We start from the raw sequence: 20,942 nt of genomic DNA on the forward strand, positions 1-20,942 counted from the left end.
GCGACGGCCCAGAAAGGGCCTAGTGCTGATGCCATTATGGGCATACAGTGCGACGGCCCAGAAAGGGCCTAGTGGCTGATGACACTATGGCAAACGGCCTGGGAGGACAAGGAAATGGCCGGTTGAAAAAGGTTCATCTTAGGATGAGTTTTTTTGTTTTAGGGACAAGAAGGCTGCTTCGATCTGTTCCATACCATCGTCGCCTTCCTGGTGTATGTTGTACAATAGAAACGAAGCTTTTTTGGTAAGGGTTAATATATACAGACTTTATTCGTAGTGTTATAATTTTTACAAGAAGTTAGCGGCGTTAGGTAGCAAAGCTGGGCTAGATATTATTGTTTGGCGGAAGCTGGGTTTAAAGATGAATAATTGAAGCAAAGGCGCTTTTCATTGATACTTGTATCAGAAGAAGAGCGCCTTTTTAGCATCCCAGCTGCCTATTGTACAATGCGTTGTAATAGCGCCGAGCCGCTTTTTACAAAAATAATGGAATCTACGGGAAAACTTCCTGTGCCTCTGGGCTCGAATGATTCTTAAATGATCATAAAGGATGCTGATAACAACACATGGGTATTGAATGGTCTGATGTCATAAGAAAATAATAATAAGGGGGACGTAAACATCTTGAGCCAAAACTGTGAAGCTATTTATGAATATTCTGCAAAGGTGCTTGATTTGATTAGCAAAGCGGATGTAGACCAAACCGAAGCGAGCTGGATTACCAAACAGACGGTGGAGGGATTTAGGGAATATGTCAATCCCGGTTTTTTAGCCTACCGTAAATCTGTTACGAAAGGCGGGCAATACGCTTCAGTGGAGTGGCGTGATTCCGGGCCAAATTGTTTTATTGACCTTCATGGCAAGGAATATATAGACTGCCTGGGGGGATTTGGAATTTATAATGTGGGCCACCGTCATCCTAAGGTTATAAAAGCGGTCAAGGATCAAATGGATAGGCAGGCGCTTCATAGTCAGGATTTACTGGATCCATTGCGGGCAATGCTGGCAAAGATACTAGCCGAGTTGACACCAGGGGATTTAAAGTATTCATTTTTTACCAATAGTGGTACAGAATCAGTGGAAGCCGCCATAAAAATGGCTAAAATCCATCAAAATAATAAAGGAAAGCATACATTTCTTGCCACAACCAGGGCTTTTCACGGTAAAAGCATTGGCGCACTTTCCGGGACAGCCAAGAGTGGTTTCCGAAAGCCTTTTTTACCATTGGTTGGCGGTTTTCGCCATGTTGCTTTTGGCGATATTGATATGATGCAGAAAACAATGCAGGCTTGCGCAATGGTCGGGGAGGATGTTGCGGCGATTTTGGTTGAGCCGATACAGGGTGAGGGCGGCGTAATTATTCCGCCTGATGATTATCTGCGCAATCTGCGGGAGTTGTGCGATCAATATGAAGCCTTGCTGATTTTTGATGAAGTGCAGACCGGGATGGGACGTACGGGCAAAATGTTTTGCAGCGAGCATTATCAGGTAGTGCCGGATATCATGTGCCTGGCCAAGGCTTTTGGCGGCGGTGTTATGCCGGCCGGAGCAACCATTGCTTCAGAAAAAGTGTTTGCCAACTTATTTGAAAATCCATTTTTGCATACAACAACTTTTGGCGGCAATCCCCTGGCTTGCGCGGCGGCTATTGCGACAATAAATGTCCTGTTGGAGGAACGGCTGCCTGAGCGGGCAGCCGAAATCGGCAGCTGGTTTTTGGCGGAACTAAAAAACGCGGTAAGCGGTCATGAAGATAAGGTGCTGGAAGTAAGAGGCAAGGGCTTATTAATCGGGCTTGAATTCCTCAATGACCAAATCGGCTATGAAGTTTCCAAAGGGCTGTTTGATCATGGTATTCTGGTAGCCGGAACTCTGATTAATGCTAAGACCATTCGAATTGAGCCGCCGCTGACCATTACAAGAGAACAATGCACCAAGGTGTGCAATGCCCTGCGCAGTGTGCTGGCAGGCCTGACAAAATAAGGCAGAGGAACGTTGAACAATGCATGAATTTGAGCTGGTAATTGAGAACGGAACCCTGGTTGACCCGGAGCGAAATAAGATCACTGTGGGAAATCTGGGTATTTGCCGTGGCAGGATTGTGGCAATTACCCGGGAACAATTGTCGGGGCGGCAACACATAGACGCCGGCCTGGCAGTTGTATGCCCCGGTTTTATTGATATTCATACGCATGTGGATAATGGCCTGGATGGCGCCTATGCTATGCTCAAACAGGGGGTGACAACAGCGGTTGGCGGCAATTGCGGGATGGGAACAGGCGATATGGCTGGATTTTTCCAGCCGTTTGAGTACGGCGGTTTTCCCATTCATCAACTCATGTTTGCCGGTGAAAGCTTTACCCTGCGGGAAAAAGCCGGTATTGTAAATCCATATCAACCGGCCACAGCCGAGCAAATTAGACAAATCGCTTATTTAGCCGAGGAAGCGTTAGAACAGGGCGCTGCCGGTATTTCTTTCGGCTTGGAATATGCGCCCGGAACTTCCTTTGAGGAAATTGCAGCTGTCAGCCGGGTGGCCGCCCGCTATGGGAAGCTGGTTGCCATACATACCAGACATGACGGCTGGGCAGGACTTGGCGCCATCAAAGAAGCAATTGACGTTACCCGTCTGACCGGGGCTGCTGTGCAAGTGTCCCATTTGGTCTATATGGTGGGGATGGGCATGATGGCTGATGCGATAAGACTATTGCAAGAGGCTGTGGACAGCGGTCTGGACATCACCGCCGATAGCGGAATGTACCATGCGTTTGCCACGCATATTGGCTCAGCGGTGTTTGCCGCCGGTTGTGTCGAAAAATGGGAATGCCAGTATAGTGATTTGCTGGTTTGTACAGGTCCTTTTGCCGGTGAGCGTTGTACTAAAGAGCTTTATGAAGAGCTGCGCAGCAATTATCCTGAAGAACTGGTTGTGGCTTATGTGGGTAAGGAAGCGGATATTTACACCGCTCTGGCGGCTGAATTTGTCATGGTTTCAAGTGATGGAGGACTGGGCAGTTTTATTCCGGGAACAGGTCATCCTCAGAATGTGGGAACTTTCCCCCGCTTTTTTCAGACTATGGTCCGGGAACGACAGCAGTTATCGCTGCTAGAGGCAGTTCGGCGTTGTACTTTACTGCCCGCCGGACGCCTGGGTTTAAAAAATAAAGGACGGCTAAAGGTAGGCTGTGATGCCGATTTAGTCATCTTTCACCCTGCGCGGATTAAGGACTGCGCCGCTTATTTGGGAGACGGCAGGCCTGATGCGGAACCGGCGGGACTGGAGTGCGTTATCGTAAACGGACATATTGCCGTGCGGCAGGGCGAACTTGGCGCGGCTGTGTCCGGCCGGTCAATGAAAGTTGAAAACCGCTGCTGGAACTGGATGTAGCAGTAAAGAGCAAACCGAGGTATGGCTGCCTTGGTTTGTTCTTTAACCAGCGATGATCATCCGCCTGTCTGGTCTGGTGTTTCGCGCCGGTAGGCAACAAGAGGATTTTACATTGAGATAACGAAATAACTATAAAAAATATATTGTGGACAACAAAGAGGCAGCTATTGTTGCCCGCTTACAGGTTTTACAGCCAAGGAGAGAGGAGGAAAACTATGGTAAGCTGTAAAGACCTTTTGGAACTGGCTTCCTTAAAAAATTTAAAAATCAGAGGGGGCCAAGGCGGGTTAGATAGGGATGTGCGCTGGGTTCATTTTATCGACCTGCCGGACGTTCTGCCCTGGGTGCAAGGCGGTGAACTGCTATTTATTACCGGTATTGCGCTTACAGCGGTCGAGCAGGACTTGTTAAAGCTGCTAAACGGCATAGCGAGCAAGAACCTGGCCGGTTTAGTCATTAATATCGGGCCGTATATAGCGGAAATCCCGGCATCAGTGATTGCTCTTGCCGACGAATTGGCGTTCCCGGTATTTGAACTGCCGTGGGAAATGAAGATGGTTGATATTACGCAGGATGTTTCACGCTATATTGTGATGAAACAGATGGAAGAAAAGTCGATCAATGACTTACTGGAGAATATTTTGTTTAGCAGCGGCTATGATGCCGCAGCTTTAGCCCGGCGGGCGGCCTATTACGGCTATGATTTAAGTCAGCCCCATCAAATTGGGATCGTACGGGCAAGTGATTTTAACAATTTTTTGCCCGAGCACCAAGATGAAATAGCCCGGATGAAAATGCGGGAGAGGTTTGAAGGGGCAGCGCGGGAAATATTGAACAAATACTATCATAAAGTACTGTCCATCATTAGAATAGACTCGATCATTTTTTTAATGCCGGAGACGGTTTATAAAAACCGCAGTAAACTTGATAATACGGCGATCGGCGAGGAAATTGTCAGTCATTGTCAACTGAAATTGCCGCAACTGAATGTGAGTATGGGCTTGGGTAATTGCTTTACCGATATAGAGCAGGCTAAAATCAGTTTTGATCAAGCCCGCCTGGCGTTAAAGTTCGCCGATTTTAGCGGTGAGCAAAACCGGCTATATTGTTATCAAGATTTGGGCGTGTATAAATTATTATTTGAACTGGACGAGAGAGTGCTGGAGGCTTATTATCAGGAAACCCTGGGTGAACTGGCCGAGTATGATGATAAGCACGGAGCGGAATTAATTCCTACTTTACTGGTGTACTTACAGGAAAACGGCAACTCCATTCAGGCTGCCAAGAAATTATTCATCCATAAGAATACATTGATCTATCGGCTGAAAAAGGTGGAAACAATCACTGGCAAAAATGTTGATAAAATGCAAGACCGTATTACACTGCTGATGGGGTTGATTATCGGCAGGCAGATTGTTTATTAAGGGGGCAAGACGTAATATGCTCACAAAAAGCCGGATATATTTTTGTGCAAGTTGCACATAGACGTCTGATGATTGTTGTGTTAAAATTTTGCCATGTATTTTCAGGTAAAAACCAACTGATAAAAATATTAGTGACCGGAAAACAAAGCAGTTTTCTTTCGTACATGAATTTGTAGTGTACTAAAGAAAACTTTTTTTATTTTATCGCAGTGTCGCGGCGATGAACGCTAAGACGTTAATCAGCCAAGTTCCGTAAACAGGAGGAGGTTTATATAAATGTCAGAGGTATTGAAAATGTATATTGATGGCGAGTGGGTCTTAGCCGCAGCCGGCGGAGAAAGAAAAATTATCAATCCTGCAACCGGAGAGGTAATTGCAACTGTTGCTGAAGGAACCGAGGTGGATGTCCGCAAAGCAGTTGCGGCTGCCAGAAGAGCTTTTGACGGGTCTGAGTGGCAAGATTGCAAAGGCAGCTCGAGGTCGAAGTTATTATTTGGCTTGGCTGATTTAATTGAGGAACAGGCGGAGGAATTCGCCGTGCTGGAGACAACGAACAGCGGCAAGCCGTTGCGCGAGTCGCAGTTTGACGTCAGTGACTGCTGCGCTTGTTTCCGGTATTATGCCGGCCTGACGAATAAGCCGCAGGGACAGACCTACGAAGTGGCGGATCCGATGCAGGCATTAACGGTACGGGAACCGATCGGCGTATGCGGACAAATTGTGCCGTGGAATTATCCCCTGCTAATGGCCGCCTGGAAGATGGCGCCGGCTTTGGCGGCAGGCAATACCGTGGTATTCAAGCCGTCGGAGCTTACCCCGCTGACGGTGATCAAATTATTCGAACTCATTGACAAGGCCGGTTTCCCCAAGGGCGTGGCAAACCTGGTTTTAGGGGCTGGCGCAACTGTGGGGCATGAATTGGCGGTAAATGAGGCGGTTGATAAAATTGCATTTACCGGCGGGACGATAACCGGCAAACATATTATGCAGTCGGCAATCGGCAATTTAAAAAAGGTTTCGCTGGAGCTTGGCGGGAAATCGCCTAACATTGTTTTTGCTGACGCCGATTTTGAAACTGCGGTTGATTATGCTTTATTTGGCATTTTTGCCAATCAGGGCCAGGTTTGTGCAGCCGGATCGCGGCTATTGCTGGAAGATGAAATTTATGATAAATTTATATCCAGGCTGGTTGAACGGGCCAGGCTGATCAAAGTCGGGGACGGCTTAAATGCAGGCGTTGAAATGGGGCCGCTGATATCCGCGGCGCAGATGGAAAAAGTCTTAAACTATATAAAAATCGGCCTGCAGGAAGGCGCTGAGCTGCTATGCGGCGGCAATCGTCTAACCGCCGGGGATTTGGCTAAAGGATATTTTGTTGAGCCAACCATTTTCGTTAATACTACGGAAGATATGCGCATTGTAAAAGAGGAAATCTTTGGTCCGGTGCTGGTTGTTCAAAAGTTTACCGGCGAAGCCGAGGCAGTTCGAATGGCCAATAATAGCATTTACGGACTGGCCGGGGCAGTGTTTACCAATGACGGCGCCCGGGCTTTGCGCGTCGTGAAAAAACTCCGGGCAGGCATTACCTGGGTGAATTGTTATCATCCTACTTATAACGAAGCTCCGTGGGGCGGTTATAAGCAAAGCGGCAACGGCCGGGAGCTTGGCAGCTACGGCTATGAGCAGTACACTGAGGTAAAACAGATCAATATCAATTTACAGGTAGAACCGACAGGCTGGTTTGCAAAATAATTACTCGAAGGGGTGCTGACAGATGCAGGATACGGCGGTGCAGCTCATCAATTTAGTAAAGGAATTCGCCGGACATACAGCAGTTAACGATATTAGTATGGATATCAAACAAGGTGAATTTTTGACATTGCTGGGACCAAGCGGCTGCGGAAAAACTACCACCTTACGGATGATCGCCGGTTTTGAACAGCCGACAAGCGGCATTATTCTATTGGATGGACAGCATGTTGAACATACGCCGCCTTATGCGCGTAATGTCAATACGGTATTTCAAAGCTATGCGTTGTTTCCTCATATGAATATTTTTGATAATATTGCGTTTGGCTTGACAATGAAGAAGCTGCCCAAAGACCGAATTAAAGAAAAAGTGGCTGAAGTCCTGGCGTTAGTCCAACTGGAGGGGTTCGCCAGCCGCAGGCCTGAGCAGCTCAGCGGGGGTCAACGCCAGCGCGTCGCCATTGCCCGGGCTTTGGTAAACAGCCCCAAGGTTTTGCTGCTGGATGAGCCGATGGGCGCTCTGGATTTGCAGCTGCGCAAGCAAATGCAGATTGAACTAAAGCGGCTGCAAAAAAAGCTGGGCATAACGTTTATCTATGTTACGCATGATCAGGAGGAAGCCTTAACAATGTCAGACCGGATTGCGGTCATGAATGCCGGTGTGATTGAACAGATTGGCAAGCCGGATGAGATTTATGAACATCCGGCAAGCCGTTTTGTAGCCGGGTTTATTGGGGAAACCAACTTATTTGAAGGTACGGTTGCCAGTGTGGATGGCAAATATGCCGTGATCAGTCTGGGCAGCAGCCGTGTTCCGGTGCTCAATCGTAATTTAAGCGTTGGCGAGATTGCTTATATTGCCGTCCGCCCTGAGCGGCTGGAAGTGAGCAATTCCTCCAGCGGAAAAGCCTTTGCTCTGCAAGGAACCTATAAAGAGCAAATTTATGTGGGTGCGCAAATGAAAACAATTTACAATGTTGGCAATCAGATGGAGGTTGTTGTCAACGAACCGGTTGGGGGCAGTTCATATGAAAAGCTGCAGCGGGATAAAGCGATCTTCATTTCCTGGAATCCTGACTGCGCCACTGTGGTTAAAGACCGTCAAAGCGAAGAAAAAATCGTTTTTTCAAAACAGCTGGCAGGCTGAACCGAATGAATTTCAATAATAAAGGCGATAAAGATAGAAGGTGTTTTAGTGAAAAATAGCGATGGTGCTGTACCAACAGCGATAACGGCAGTTAAAAAGCCGGGACATGGACGGCAGTTGCTGGCGATGATTGGTCCGGTAGCTTTCTGGATGGGAAGCTTTGTCGCTTTACCGCTGGTGCTGGTCATTCTGGTCAGCTTTATGCAAAGAGGCTTGTATGGCGGTATTGAATATCAGTTTACTATGAGTAATTATGCTAAACTGATCAATCCAATGTATTTTAAAATATTGTGGAGTTCGCTCGAATTATCTTTGTTAACAACGGTTATTTGTCTGCTGGCCGGCTATCCCTTTGCCTATTTTATTGCCAAATCGCCAAAGTCAATCCGGGGAATATTACTGATGTTAACCATTTTGCCGTTTTGGACAAATTCGCTGGTAAGAACCTATGCCTGGATTATGCTGTTGAGAACAGAGGGCTTAATCAATCGTATCCTGTTGGACTGGGGGCTGATCCAGGCTCCGCTGGCCATGCTGTATAATGAAACCGCTGTACTGGTGGGGCTTGTGTATGTATTGTTTCCTTTTATGGTGCTGCCGCTGTATACTTCTATCGAGAAGCTTGATCCGGCGCTGCTGGAAGCAGCCGGAGATTTGGGAGCGGCTCCCTTTAAAGCCTTTTTAAAAGTAACGCTGCCTTTGACCAAGCCGGGCATTATGGCTGGTTCAATTTTAGTGTTCATTCCGTCTCTCGGCTATTTTTTCATTCCCGACCTGATGGGCGGAAGTAAAACAATGCTGATCAGCAATCTGATTAAAAACCAGTTTCTTACCGCCCGCGACTGGCCCTTCGGTTCAGCGATTTCCATTGTGCTCATTGTCATTACACTGGTTATTCTGTTTCTTTACTTCCGCAACGCCGGCAGTAAAGAGAAACTGGAGGTATTTTAATGAATGCCAAGCTCTTCCGGTGGACATCTATCCTGTATGCCTGTTTAATTTATTTATTTTTATATATTCCTATTTTGGTGTTAATCGCGTTTTCCTTTAATGATTCCAAACTAAATATTATCTGGACAGGTTTTACGGTAAAATGGTATACAACGTTATTTGACAGTCCCGAAATTCTTAATGCCTTTAAGGTTAGCCTGCTATTGGCGGTGCTGAATACCATTGTTGCGGCAATGATCGGAACTTTGGCCGCTGTCGGAATGTACCGCTACAACTTTAGGGGAAAAAGCATTCTGGATGGATTATTATATATACCGATCCTAATACCGGAAATTGTTATGGGGATAGCTTTGCTGGCGTTGTTTACCATGCTCAGCATTCCGACCGGTTTTTCAACATTGTTGTTGTCGCATGTGGCATTTAGCATCCCGTTTGTGGTAATCGTGGTCAGAGCCCGTCTGGACGGGTTTGACCGGTCAATTGAGGAAGCGGCCATGGATTTGGGAGCCAATCACTGGCAGACCTTTACCAGGGTAGTGCTGCCGATTATTATGCCGGGCATTGCCTCCGGGGCATTGCTGGCCTTTACCCTGTCGCTGGATGATGTGATCATTAGTTTCTTCGTATCCGGTCCGGACAGCCTAACTTTGCCGCTGAAGATTTTTTCCATGGTAAAATTCGGCGTTACACCGACAATTAATGCCTTATCGACAATTTTGTTGCTGCTTACGCTGTTGCTGGTGCTGGTTACTGAATATCTGAACAAAAAGAAAGTGGCTTAACCAGGCAATAGCCGTGAATAAGGAAGCAGAGCAGGCGAGCGGCCGCATCCATCGGCCGGCCTGGAGGAAAAAGTATTTTGAGAGGTGGCGGAAACATTGAAAAAGATGAGAAGTTTAACCATATTACTGGTCCTATGCAGTTTTTTGGCAGTGGTGCTGACCGGATGCGGCAGTAAGCAAAACGACGCGGAAGATAAGGAAAAACTGGCCTCCCAATTAAATTTGTTCATCTGGTCTAATTATATGCCTCAGGCGGTATTGGACAAATTCCAGGAAAGATACGGAATCAAGGTAAATCAGGCGAACTATTCTTCGAATGAAGAAATGCTGGCTAAATTGCAGGTTGGCGGCTCCCGGTACGATTTGGCGGTAGCCAGTGATTACATGGTTGAAATTATGCTCAAGCAAAAAAAGCCGATCCTTCAAGGCATTGATTTAGCCAATGTGCCGAATTTAAAGAATATCGATCCGCAATACAAAAATAAAGACTTTGATAAGGATAACAAGTATTCCATTGCCTATATGTGCGGCAGCGCTCTGCTGGCTGTAAATACGGATAAAATTAAAGAACCTGTGAAAAGCTATAGGGATTTAATGGATCCCAAATTCAAAAATTCCCTGGTTGTTTTAGATGACCAGAGAGCCATTATTGGTATGGGTCTTAAAATGCTGGGTTATTCTTTAAACGAAACTGACCCGGCTAAAATTAACCAGGCTAAAGCCGAGGTAGCTAAGCTGCTGCCCAATATTAAAGCCTATGACAGTGACAGTCCTAAAACTTTGTTAATCAATGGCGAGGCTGCGGCCGGCCTGATGTGGAGTGCGGAGGCTTCACTGGCTAAGCGGGAAAATCCCAATATTGCCATTGTCTTCCCGGAGGAAGGCATGTATTTGTGGCAGGATAATTTTGTTATTCCCCAGGGCGCGCCGCATAAGAAAGAAGCCGAGTTGTTTATCAATTTCATCTTAGAGCCGGAAATCAGCGCCATGATTGCCCAGCAGCTTCCCTATACCAATCCTAATCTTGAGGCTCATAAGCTGATGGATAAGGCAATACTGGAGGATATATCGGCTTACCCGCCGGATGAGGTATTGGCGAAAGGCGAGTTCTTGCGGGATGTCGGTGAAGCAACCCAGGTATATGACCAAGCCTGGTCCGAACTGAAGCAAAAATAAACAGCAATTGTTAGCTGTATTAGGCAAGAGGCGTCATGATAGAGAAGCAGCCATTCTTGCCATGACGCTTTTGCCGGTAATATAGGACGGGAGATAGCATAATGGTACCAGCAAAGATGGGGTTTCGCATGCCGGCGGAATGGGAGCCGCGGGAGCGTACGTTTATGGCCTGGCCGGTAAGAACTGAAATATGGCCTGACGGCTTAAAGGAAGCCCAGGAGGGTTATGCCCGCATTGCCAGGGAAATCGCCGCTTTTGAAGAAGTGGTTATGTTGGTCCAGCCGCATTTGGCGGACGAGGCTGGAAGGATGTGCGGAGCCGCAGTTGAAATTTTGCCGATGGAACATGATGATTCGTGGCTGCGCGATAATGGACCGACTTTTCTGATCAACGGCCAGGGTGAGCTGGCGGCGGTTAACTGGCAGTTTAACGCCTGGGGCGGCAAATACCAGCCGTATGATCAGGACAATGCGGTAGCCGGTAAGCTGCTGGCGCGTTACGGGGTACCGGTCTTTGAAGCGCCGCTGGTGCTGGAAGGCGGCTCTATTCATGTGGATGGTGAAGGCACGCTGATGACTACCGAGCAATGTTTGCTGAATAAGAATCGCAATCCACAGCTTGGCAAGCGGGAGATTGAGCGCTTGCTTGGTCAGTATCTGGCAGTGGATGTCATTTTCTGGCTGAAGCAAGGGCTGGCGGCTGATGAAACTGACGGACATGTCGATAATGTCGCCTGTTTTGTCAGACCGGGCGTTATTGCCATACAGGCTTGTCATGATCCTGCTGATTTAAATTATTCAGCCAGCCAGGAAAATTTAAAGCTGCTGGCTGACTTTACAGATGCCCAAGGCCGGAGAGCCGAGGTAGTTCAGATTGAACAGCCGCCGGTGCGTTACTGGCGCGGGCAGAGACTGAGCATGAGTTATCTCAATTATTATCCGGTGAACGGCGGCATTATTGTTCCGGTGTTTGGGGGAGACGCCCAGGCTACGGATGAAGCGGCAGTCCGTACCTTGCAGCGGCTTTATCCTGACCGAAAAATTGTACCGGTTGATGGTATGCCAATCATTAAAGGCGGCGGCAATGTGCATTGCATTACCCAGCAAATGCCGGCAGGAATTCCGGCCAGGCTGTAGTAAAGGAGAGCAAAGCGATGGGAAGGGTAAAAGTAGCGGCCACGCAAATGTCTTGCGGCTGGAATCTGGCCGACAATATCGCCAAAGCGGATAAGCTGGTGCGGGAGGCGGTCCGTCAAGGGGCGCAGATTGTTCTGTTGCAGGAATTGTTCGAAACGCCGTATTTTTGCCAGAAAGAAAAGCCGGAATTTTTTCAATACGCAACAGAGCTGGAACAAAATATTGCGGTTTCGCACTTCCGGGCAGTGGCGGCAGAGCTGGATATTGTGCTGCCGGTCAGTTTTTTTGAGCGAAAAAACAAAGCCAAATATAATTCTCTGGCGCTGATTGACGCCGGAGGCGAAATACTGGGCGTATACCGTAAAACACATATTCCGGATGGACCGGGTTATGAGGAGAAGTATTATTTTAATCCGGGGGATACTGGTTTTCAGGTCTGGCGTACGAAGTATGGCGCCATCGGGGCCGGCATTTGCTGGGATCAGTGGTATCCGGAAACGGCCAGAAGCCTGGCTGTGCTGGGCGCCGAACTGATCTTTTATCCCACTGCTATTGGTTCGGAGCCGCAAAATCCCGGATTTGACTCGCGGGATCATTGGCAGCGTTGCATGCAGGGCCATGCCGCCGCCAATCTGGTGCCGGTTATTGCCTCAAACCGGATTGGGGTTGAAACCATTGACGACTCCAGCATTACCTTTTATGGCTCCTCGTTTATTACCGATCATACGGGCCGGAAACTTCAGGAGGCCGGCCGGAGCGAGGAAACGGTTCTGGTACAGGAATTTGATCTTGATGCCATGGACAAGGCCCGGTCCTGCTGGGGAATTTTCCGGGACCGGCGTCCGGAAATGTATCAAGCGTTATTAACCTATGACGGGATTACCGGCGGCAGACCATGAAACCAGCAACCGGGGGTGTCTGAAAACGCAACAGCGTTTTCAGACACCCCCGGTTTGCATTCTGACGGCGCTTAGCCAGGATTTCCTGAAATGAACCCTTCCCTGTTGGTAAGCCCTGACTAATTCAACAGGATATCCTTTAGTTTACGCTTAGGTACATGATGTACGGCCTGTTCGTCACGCCAGTATTTGATGTCGCCGTCCCGGTCAATTTCGTCGATAACAACCGTTTCTTTCGGTTTACCGAGCGCAATTGCCAGGACAATTTCATAGTTCGCGGGAATGCCCAGCGCTTCACGGAGCTGTTCCTTCTGGATGCTGGCAATGATGCAGCCGCCCAGTCCCAATTCGACGGCGCCCAGCAGAATTGTCTGGGCGGCGATACCGCTGTCCGCCGGTGTCGCCATTTTAAAGCCTTCTTTCTGGACAACAATGATGTAAGCGGATGGGCGTTCGCCGGCCTCAGGACCGGGCCAGGCAGGCAGGTAGCCGGCCCAGGCCAAGGTTCGGAAAATTTTCTCATTTTGTTCCGGCGCATTGGCAACGTAGTATTTTAAGGCTTGCTTGTTGGCGCCTGAAGGCGTCAGCCGGGCGTAATCTACTAAGTTTACCAGCGTCTCCCGGTCAATTTTTTCGTTTTCGTTGAAACGCCGGTAACTGCGATTGGCTTTTACAAGGTCACGAAACATAGTTTTCCCTCCTGATTGTTTAATTTAACTTGCTGTACTTAGCTGATTGAGGATTTCAAGCAATGAAGCGCTGCATGCTGATAAGAGTCCAAAGATCAGCCATAAATGTTCCCTGCTTTTCTCCATGTTATCAGTTTGCGATTTGGAAGACAAGTCTAATTATTCCATTTATAGTATCCACTTTTGCATCCCGGACATGCCTTGTGGGGCTGATTGAGCCGCAAAAGGATTTAATCCATAATATAAACAAACAAAAACCAATTTAAATGTAAAAATATCCATACTTAGTTGAGTTCTGTTTGGTTATATGGTATTATGTTTGAGTAAAGTTAATAAGCAAGCAAGTTAACACACCTTCCTCGGCAATAAGCAAAGCTGCTTTGATCGTCAGGACATGTGTGTTTTTTATTTGGCAGAGGAGGGATTGGCAAGGCACACTGCAATGAGAAGAGCAAGCAATAGCAATAGCATAAGGGGGAGCAGTTTTATGGCAAATAGCGGTATGCGCAGTTTGGCGCTTATTCACTGTATTTTACTGGCATTGTCCGGTTCGGCGCTGGCGGATGGAACAACTGATGAGGCTGGCGGCGAGATCACGTTAGAGGAGGTGGTGGTGACGGCAGCCCTGCCTTTGGACAAATATCTTGTTACAAGCAGCGTAATTACCGCTAAGGAGATTGAGGAAAAAGGCGCAAAAAATTTAAGTGAGGCTTTGATTGATGTGCCGGGGCTCAATATGCACAGAGGCAAGAAAAATGCCAATACAGTCGATATCAGAGGCAGCTCGGTGTCCTATTCGAAAATCTATATTGATGGTGTGCTGGTCAATCCTTTGGCTAAGGTCAATGGTTCGGACTCAGTGGATTTGGATATGTTTCCGGTGGGAAATATTTCAAAAATTGAAGTGATTAAGGGGCCGGCTCCGGTTGCTTACGGTACCGACGCCATTGGCGGAATTATTCTGATTACCACTAAGTCGGGCCGGGAGCAGCCGGGCGGAAAACTTTCGCTGTCCGGCGGTTCAGACAATACCCGGAACGGTTCTTTTTCTTATGGCGGCTATGAGGGCCGGCTGAATTATTTTTTTAATGCGGGAACAGAGCATACGGACGGATTTGTCGATAATGCCGAACGCAAAAGCAATTATTTTAATACAAAAATGAGCTGGAATCTTAGTCCGGGTGAGCTGCTAACTTTAGCCGGAGGATACTCAACTACCGATAAAGGAACAATGAACGCCATTGATCCGGTCGACGGTCATGTGATTAGCACCAAAAGCGGATTCTGGCCGGCGTTGAAAAACTGGAAATTTAAAGACTGGACCAAAACCAGCTTATCCTTGGATTATGCGAAAAAGGCGGATGCCAAGCTTGACTACAACTTAAAGCTTTACCGGTTTACCGAAAAGCAAACGATGCTGGCCAATGGCGCTGATTATGACGCCGCCGCCGCGGCCGAGCTGGGACTGTCGTTCACCGGCGGCGTCTACCAGGGCTCCGCTAATCGGGATGTCGGCTACAGCACAACCCGCTGGAATTACAGCCCGTGGGAAAGCGCCTTAAAAGGTCTGGAACTAGCCAGCAATTACAAGCTGACCGATGTACATACATTAAGTTACGGCCTGCTGTACAATAGTGTTGACTGGAAAAATTCAGCCTCAATTGATCCGGTAAATGATCCGTATCATCCTGACCGGCTCTACTGGAAACGCTATGAAAGCAAGCGTTACGGTTATTATCTGCAGGATCATTTCACTCCGGATGATAAAACGGCGATTACGGTCGGCGTCCGGCGGGATACCAATGAAGTAATCAATACCGACAAAAGCAGCATCAAAGATTCGGATACCAATCCGACCGTCAACATTGTCCGTCAACTGGATGAGAATACTACTGTCCGGGCTTCCTATGGAGAGACTTCCAGCTTTCCGTTGATTAACCAGCTTTACGGCACCTATGGCAATTCCCGTCTGAAGCCGGAGAAATCGAAGAATTATGAATTTGGCCTGAAGCATCGTTTTGACCGGAATTTATCCGGAGATATTGCTTTTTTTAAAAACGATATCAGCAACCGGATTGATACTGACCCGGTAACCAGAATATACTACAACCTGACTTCAGCGACAATTAAGGGGGTTGAGCTGGAGCTAAAGCAAAAGTTTTCGCCCCGTTTGCTGGGTTTTGTTAATTATACTTATCTGGAAACCAGTTCTGTTCAAAATGACGGAACGGTGAAAGAACTGACGTATACGCCGAAAAACCATTTCAACTATGGCGTTCATTATCAGGCCGGCAATGGGTACAGGCTTAATCTTACCGGTCGCTGGATTGACGCGAGGGCTACCGATGACACCGGCCAAGCCGACACCAGAACCGGAACCGACGGAGCGAAACCTGTTTATCGCACCTTGTCCAGTTACCATGTGGTCGATGTACAGCTAAAGCGGCAGGTAAACCCTTCATTTGACTGGTATGTCGCCGTTTACAATTTATTTGATAAACATTATCAATCGCGTTTGTTTTATCCGGCAGCCGGCCGGAGTGTAATGATTGGTACTGATTACAAGTTTTAAAAATAGCTGAGTAAAGAGGAATTTTGCAATGTGGACAATGTATGATCATCTGCTGGATTTACTGCCTGAGGATGTCAAAATCCGGGAATGCCTGGTGGGGTTAGCCTGGTTTTTGGTGCGTTCGGAAGGGGTGGGCATAGCCATGACGCCGCCGGAGGGCAACCGGAATTTTTGTTTTACCGGAAAAGTCGCCGGCGCCGGCGTAAGGGACGTTGCCTGCTGGCTGAAGTCCTGGAACTTCTTTGAGGCCGCTATGGGCCTGGCGGCAATCAATTCTGTGTTGAATACACCGGAACGGTTACAGGCGGATTTAGGCCTTAACTTAACCGGCCAACCGGAGAAGCATATTTTTTTACATATGCTTGACCAGGTGCGCGGCAAAAAAGTGGCGGTCATCGGACATTTCCGGGATTTAGAGCTATTAGCCCCGGTTTGTCAATTGTCAATTCTGGAGCGCCGTCCATTCGGCGATGATTTTCCTGATCCGGCCTGCGAATATATCTTACCCCACCAGGATTATGTGTTTATTACGGCAACCACTCTGATTAACAAAACCCTGCCCCGTTTGCTGGAATTAAGCCGCCAGGCTTATGTTGTCTTGGTCGGACCAAGCACGCCGCTGACACCGCTCCTGTTTGACTATGGAATTGATATGCTGGCCGGTACTGCCGTAATCGAGCAGGAGCAGGTGTGGCGGCTGATACAGGAAGGCGACCGGAAAGAATTCTTCCATGCAGGCGCACAGATGGTTAAATTCAGCGCTGCGGGTCAATGACGATGAGGCTGGCAAAGGCAATTACGGCCGTTATTTTCGCAGCGGTGCTGAGCCTGCTCACTGCCTGCGGCGGTTCTGAACAGGCGGCCGGCATTCCGGCGGCCAGAACTATCACCGATGCCGCCGGCCGGACGGTTAGCGTACCGGAACAGATAAATTCCGTCTATTCCGTCAATCCGGTGGGAACCATTTTTATGTATACTCTTGCGCCGGATAAGATTGCCGGGCGCAATTGGGAATTGGCGGCGGCGGAAAAAAAATATACTCTGCCCGCTTATCAGCGCTTGCCGGTGCTGGGCGGCTATTTTGGCAAGGATAAAGTAATGAATAAAGAAGAAGTGCTCAAAGTAGGGCCGGATATCCTACTGAGTATGGGCGAGGTAGACAGTGCTGCAGCGGCCAGCGCCGACAGCCTGCAGCAGCAGCTGGGCATACCGGTGGTGGTTGTCGGGCTGGAACTGGAATCAATGGCTGAAACCTATGCGTTTATGGGAAGCCTGCTGGGCGTTGAAGAACGGGCCGGTGAGCTGGCTCAATATTGCCGGGAGGCGCTGGCCGCTGTTCAGGAACAGATTCTGGCTATACCGGCCGACAAGCGGATCCGCGTGTATTATGCCGAGGGTGATCAAGGCCTGGAGACAGACCCGCAGGGCTCCAGGCATACAGAAGTGCTGGACCTGGTCAGGGGAATCAATGTGGCGGACGTGGCTTTGCAAAGCGGTTACGGGCGGGCCCGGGTATCAATTGAACAGTTGCTGATCTGGGAGCCTGAAGTGATTATTGTTTGTTATGATCAGAGCTTTCAGGCGCTGAATAATCCTTTGCGGTTCATCCGGGAAGATGCTAACTGGCGGCAGCTTAAGGCTGTCCGGCAAAATAAGGTTTATCAAATTCCCTATGCACCGTTTAACTGGTTTGACCGTCCACCGTCCGTCAACCGGCTGATTGGTGTAAAGTGGCTGGCCAACCTACTGTATCCCGGTCAGTTTCATTACAATATGGCAGCTGAAACCAAGAAATTTTACCGGTTGTTTTACCATCTGGAATTAACTGACCAGGAGGTAGCGGAAATTCTGCAGAATGCACAATAAGCAATGAGGTGAGTGAATGAACAGAATTCATCCTGAGATGACAATAGGCGAACTTCTGACCAAATATCCTGAAGTTTTGCCGGTATTCAGTGCAAATGGCTTTCCGGCAGCGACCAGGGATGAACTGCTGGCATTGCTTAGCCCGCAATTGCTGCTGAAAAGCGCTTTAGCGCTGAAAGGCTACAATGGCCGCGTTTTTACCGGCCTGCTGGAAGAGAAAATAACCGAGCATCAGGCTATGCTGAAGCTGCAGGCAGCTGAGCCGGTTGGCAAAACCGTGGATTTTCTGGGCTATACCTATTGTCCTATCAAACATATTTTTAAAGAGTGTTTTGAGCAGGCACTGGAAAAATATCTGGCCCAAACGCAGGATGATGCTTTTACTTATTTCGTCCCGTCCGGTTGTACCGGTGAAGATGATCCTTATGCAGGCATCTGGGAGGTCGAGGATATTGATGATTTTCCTGATGTCGTTGCAGCGGGCGGCTATGGTGATTTTTTTCGCCAAAAATTTGTTGACCGGTTTGTCAGCAAGGGTTATTTCCGGAGTGTCGGCCGCATGGAGGTTCACGAGTATTTTGCCAATACCGGCTGTGAGGATCCGCAGGGTCATTATGGAGTGTACGCCGCGATGCCAATTGTCATGCTGGTTGACCGACGCAAATTAGGGGATTTACCGATGCCGTCCCGGTGGAGTGACCTGCTGGACCCGGTGTATCATAACAATATTATCATTGGTGGAGCGCCGGATGATATTTATGAAGATATACTGTTCTTTACCTACAAAGACCATGGCGAAGCCGGTTTGGTCAAATTGGCGGCCAACGTTAAGACTGCTCTGCATGGCGCGCAAATGGCCAAATTGGCGGGAACGGCCAATTCCCAGGGGGCCGCAGTTTACGTTATACCGCTGTTGTTTGCTAAAGCCTGTCCGAGAACGGCAGCCACCCAACTGGTCTGGCCGGAGGATGGCGCGCTGATAACGCCGCTGTATCTGCTGGTTAAAGCGGCGCCCAGGCGAAATCTGCAGTTGTTTATCGACTTTGTAACAGGCGTGGAATATGGGCAGAAGTCTGCTGACAATGGTTTTCCGGTATTAAACTCCGCCGTTGACAACAAACTGCCGGCGCAGGCAGCCTTTAAATGGCTGGGCTGGGATTTTATCCGGGCGCAGCCGCTGGAGCAATTGTATGAACGGGTAATGACCATCTTTACCAAAGCCTGGCGGAAGCCGGGAACCCCATGAGCGGTCAGTGCATTCTGCAATAAGGAGAGATCCGGTTATGCTTGAAGTACAAGATATTTGCTTTGGCTATGACAATAAACGGCAGCTATTGCAGCATGTTTCTTTTTGCGTGCCTGCCGGCGCAGTTCTGTGCCTGCTGGGGCCGAATGGAGCAGGCAAAACAACTTTGCTCAGGTGCTTGCTGTCCCTTAATCGGCCCAGCCGGGGGCGGATTATTGTCGGGGGTCGTGACCTGCAGGCAATGACCGCCAAGACCAAGGCCCGTTATGTTGCTTATGTGCCGCAAAGCACAACTGCCGTATTTTCGTATCAAGTGCTGGAAGTTGTACTTATGGGACGAACACCGCATTTGACCTCAATGGCAACACCGGGGCAAAATGACCGGAAAATTGCCGAACAAGCGCTGGAACAACTGGGCATTGGCCATTTGGCCGGGCGGCAGTTTGATGAATTAAGCGGTGGGGAACGGCAGCTGACGCTGATTGCCCGGGCGCTGGCGCAGCAAGCGCCGGTCCTGATTATGGATGAGCCTGCCGCCAGTCTTGATTATGGCAATCAAGTCCGTATTCTTAAGCTGATCCGCCAGTTGTCCGGGCAGGGCTACACGATTATGATGTCTACCCATTTTCCCAATCATGCTTTTTGGGCCGGCAGTCAGGTTGTATTATTGCAGGATGGCAGGGTTCTGGCGGCAGGAGCGCCTGCCGAGGTGGTAACGGCCGAGAATTTAACAAGCTTGTATGGGACCCCAATGTCGGTACTGACGGTTACGCCTTCTGAAGGTTCCGGTAAAACCATAACAGTATGCGCGCCGCTAATGGATGAACAGGCATCCAAAGCAGAAGACCAAGGCAGGAAAACTGGGGTTGGGCAGGCATGTTGAATTTTCAACGGATTTCCAGCGATACGGTTAAGCTGCTGCTACTGGGGGGGTTGTTGCTGCTGTTGGTTTTAGCGTCTTTTCTGATTGGCCGGTATCCGGTTACTCCGGATATGGTTTTTACTGTTTTGGCGGGAAAACTGTTTCAGTGGCCGCAAAGCTGGACGCCGGCGATGGAAATTGTCATACTGAAAATACGCTTGCCGCGTATACTGGCGGCAATGCTGGTAGGCGGAGCATTGGCGGTCGCCGGTGCAGCTTATCAGAATTTGTTCCGCAATCCCCTGGTATCCCCGGCAATTTTAGGGGTTTCAGCCGGCGCTGGCTTTGGCGCGGCTCTGGGCATGCTGCTGCAATACTCCTGGGTTTGGGTTCAGATAATGGCTTTTGCCGCCGGCTTGCTGGCTGTTAGCTGTTCATTCATCATCAGTGCTTTTTTCGGGGGTAAATCAGTTACCTCGCTGGTCTTGGGAGGTATGGTTGTTTCAGCCTTATTTCAGGCGTTGATCTCAGCGGTCAAGTATGCCGCCGATCCTCTTGATACCTTACCGGCGATAACCTTCTGGCTAATGGGCGGGCTAGCCAAGGTGACGATGCAGGAGGTCATATGGATAATACCGCCGATTATTGCGGCTCTGCTGGCGTTGTACGCCGTCAGATGGCGCATTCATGTACTGGGCGCCGGCGAGTCCGAAGCGCAGTCACTGGGTGTCAATATCCGGCTTGTCCGGCTGATTGTCATTGCCGGAGCCACCCTGATGACAGCCGCGGCAGTAAGCATCAGCGGTATGATTGGCTGGGTGGGCTTATTGATTCCGCATATGGCCAGGATGCTGGTTGGTGCGCGGTTTACCGTACTGCTGCCGGCCACTATGCTGATGGGCAGCGGTTATTTACTCCTGATTGACGGCATAAGCCGCAGCGTTGCCGCCGTAGAAATTCCTGTCGGTATTTTGACTGCCGTTATTGGTGCGCCGTTTTTTGTAGTTTTGCTGGCCCGTTCCCGGCGGAACTGGCTATAATTCTTGAGGCTGAGG

General features: G+C 49.0%; 17 protein-coding genes. 16 read left to right on the forward strand and 1 reads right to left on the reverse strand.

The features are described from left to right. Positions 1 to 624 precede the first annotated feature (624 nt). From BLR06_RS08175 to aguB, 10 genes are all read left to right on the forward strand, one after another. Positions 625 to 1,983: a putrescine aminotransferase gene (locus tag BLR06_RS08175; RefSeq protein ID WP_217636865.1), complete on the forward strand. Its 1,359-nt coding sequence runs from the start codon at positions 625 to 627 to the stop codon at positions 1,981 to 1,983. Between the two features lie 19 nt (positions 1,984 to 2,002). Next, on the forward strand, positions 2,003 to 3,388 hold the full coding sequence (locus BLR06_RS08180) for an amidohydrolase family protein (protein ID WP_092071192.1): 1,386 nt from the start codon (positions 2,003 to 2,005) through the stop codon (positions 3,386 to 3,388). A 215-nt stretch (positions 3,389 to 3,603) separates the two neighbouring features. After that, the gene (locus BLR06_RS08185) at positions 3,604 to 4,812 is read left to right on the forward strand and encodes a PucR family transcriptional regulator (protein WP_092071195.1); all 1,209 of its coding nucleotides are present in this window, start codon (positions 3,604 to 3,606) and stop codon (positions 4,810 to 4,812) included. 276 nt (positions 4,813 to 5,088) lie between these two features. Beyond that, positions 5,089 to 6,564 (forward strand): aldehyde dehydrogenase family protein, encoded by a 1,476-nt coding sequence (locus tag BLR06_RS08190; RefSeq protein ID WP_092071199.1) that lies wholly within the window; start codon positions 5,089 to 5,091, stop codon positions 6,562 to 6,564. Between the two features lie 22 nt (positions 6,565 to 6,586). Further along, a complete protein-coding gene (locus BLR06_RS08195; RefSeq protein ID WP_092071202.1) occupies positions 6,587 to 7,708 on the forward strand; it encodes an ABC transporter ATP-binding protein in 1,122 nt (373 codons plus the stop codon). 48 nt (positions 7,709 to 7,756) lie between these two features. Beyond that, entirely contained in the window at positions 7,757 to 8,659 is a 903-nt protein-coding gene (locus BLR06_RS08200; RefSeq protein WP_245698078.1) for an ABC transporter permease, read from the forward strand. Beyond that, positions 8,659 to 9,441: an ABC transporter permease gene (locus BLR06_RS08205; protein ID WP_092071205.1), complete on the forward strand. Its 783-nt coding sequence runs from the start codon at positions 8,659 to 8,661 to the stop codon at positions 9,439 to 9,441. The genes BLR06_RS08200 and BLR06_RS08205 overlap by 1 nt, the downstream gene beginning before the upstream one ends. 105 nt (positions 9,442 to 9,546) lie before the next feature. Next, positions 9,547 to 10,617 (forward strand): polyamine ABC transporter substrate-binding protein, encoded by a 1,071-nt coding sequence (locus BLR06_RS08210; protein WP_092071916.1) that lies wholly within the window; start codon positions 9,547 to 9,549, stop codon positions 10,615 to 10,617. 101 nt (positions 10,618 to 10,718) lie between these two features. After that, positions 10,719 to 11,753 carry an agmatine deiminase gene (gene aguA / locus BLR06_RS08215; RefSeq protein ID WP_092071208.1) on the forward strand — a complete coding sequence of 345 codons (1,035 nt, stop codon included), beginning with the start codon at positions 10,719 to 10,721 and terminating at the stop codon, positions 11,751 to 11,753. Between the two features lie 17 nt (positions 11,754 to 11,770). Then, positions 11,771 to 12,652: an N-carbamoylputrescine amidase gene (aguB, locus tag BLR06_RS08220; protein ID WP_092071211.1), complete on the forward strand. Its 882-nt coding sequence runs from the start codon at positions 11,771 to 11,773 to the stop codon at positions 12,650 to 12,652. Positions 12,653 to 12,771: 119 nt separating this feature from the next. On the opposite strand, the gene BLR06_RS08225 is transcribed toward aguB, so the two are convergent. Then, positions 12,772 to 13,341: a nitroreductase family protein gene (locus tag BLR06_RS08225; protein WP_092071214.1), complete on the reverse strand. Its 570-nt coding sequence runs from the start codon at positions 13,339 to 13,341 to the stop codon at positions 12,772 to 12,774. A 487-nt stretch (positions 13,342 to 13,828) separates the two neighbouring features. On the opposite strand from BLR06_RS08225, the gene BLR06_RS08230 reads away from it, so the two are divergent. From BLR06_RS08230 to BLR06_RS08255, 6 genes are read left to right on the forward strand one after another with little or no spacing between them, the layout of a single operon-like run. Further along, positions 13,829 to 15,913, forward strand: a complete 2,085-nt coding sequence (locus BLR06_RS08230; protein WP_173812985.1) for a TonB-dependent receptor plug domain-containing protein — start codon at positions 13,829 to 13,831, stop codon at positions 15,911 to 15,913. A 28-nt stretch (positions 15,914 to 15,941) separates the two neighbouring features. After that, entirely contained in the window at positions 15,942 to 16,688 is a 747-nt protein-coding gene (locus BLR06_RS08235) for a DUF364 domain-containing protein (protein ID WP_092071220.1), read from the forward strand. Between the two features lie 2 nt (positions 16,689 to 16,690). Continuing rightward, positions 16,691 to 17,779, forward strand: a complete 1,089-nt coding sequence (locus BLR06_RS08240; protein WP_173812983.1) for an ABC transporter substrate-binding protein — start codon at positions 16,691 to 16,693, stop codon at positions 17,777 to 17,779. A 16-nt stretch (positions 17,780 to 17,795) separates the two neighbouring features. Next, positions 17,796 to 19,025, forward strand: coding sequence for an ABC transporter substrate-binding protein (locus tag BLR06_RS08245; protein ID WP_092071226.1), 1,230 nt, complete (start codon positions 17,796 to 17,798; stop codon positions 19,023 to 19,025). Positions 19,026 to 19,062: 37 nt separating this feature from the next. Beyond that, complete coding sequence (locus tag BLR06_RS08250) at positions 19,063 to 19,908, forward strand: ABC transporter ATP-binding protein (protein WP_092071229.1); 846 nt, start codon at positions 19,063 to 19,065, stop codon at positions 19,906 to 19,908. Then, positions 19,902 to 20,927 carry a FecCD family ABC transporter permease gene (locus BLR06_RS08255; RefSeq protein WP_092071232.1) on the forward strand — a complete coding sequence of 342 codons (1,026 nt, stop codon included), beginning with the start codon at positions 19,902 to 19,904 and terminating at the stop codon, positions 20,925 to 20,927. The genes BLR06_RS08250 and BLR06_RS08255 overlap by 7 nt, the downstream gene beginning before the upstream one ends. Positions 20,928 to 20,942 lie beyond the last annotated feature (15 nt).

The organism is Dendrosporobacter quercicolus (assembly GCF_900104455.1).
GTDB lineage: Bacteria > Bacillota > Negativicutes > DSM-1736 > Dendrosporobacteraceae > Dendrosporobacter > Dendrosporobacter quercicolus.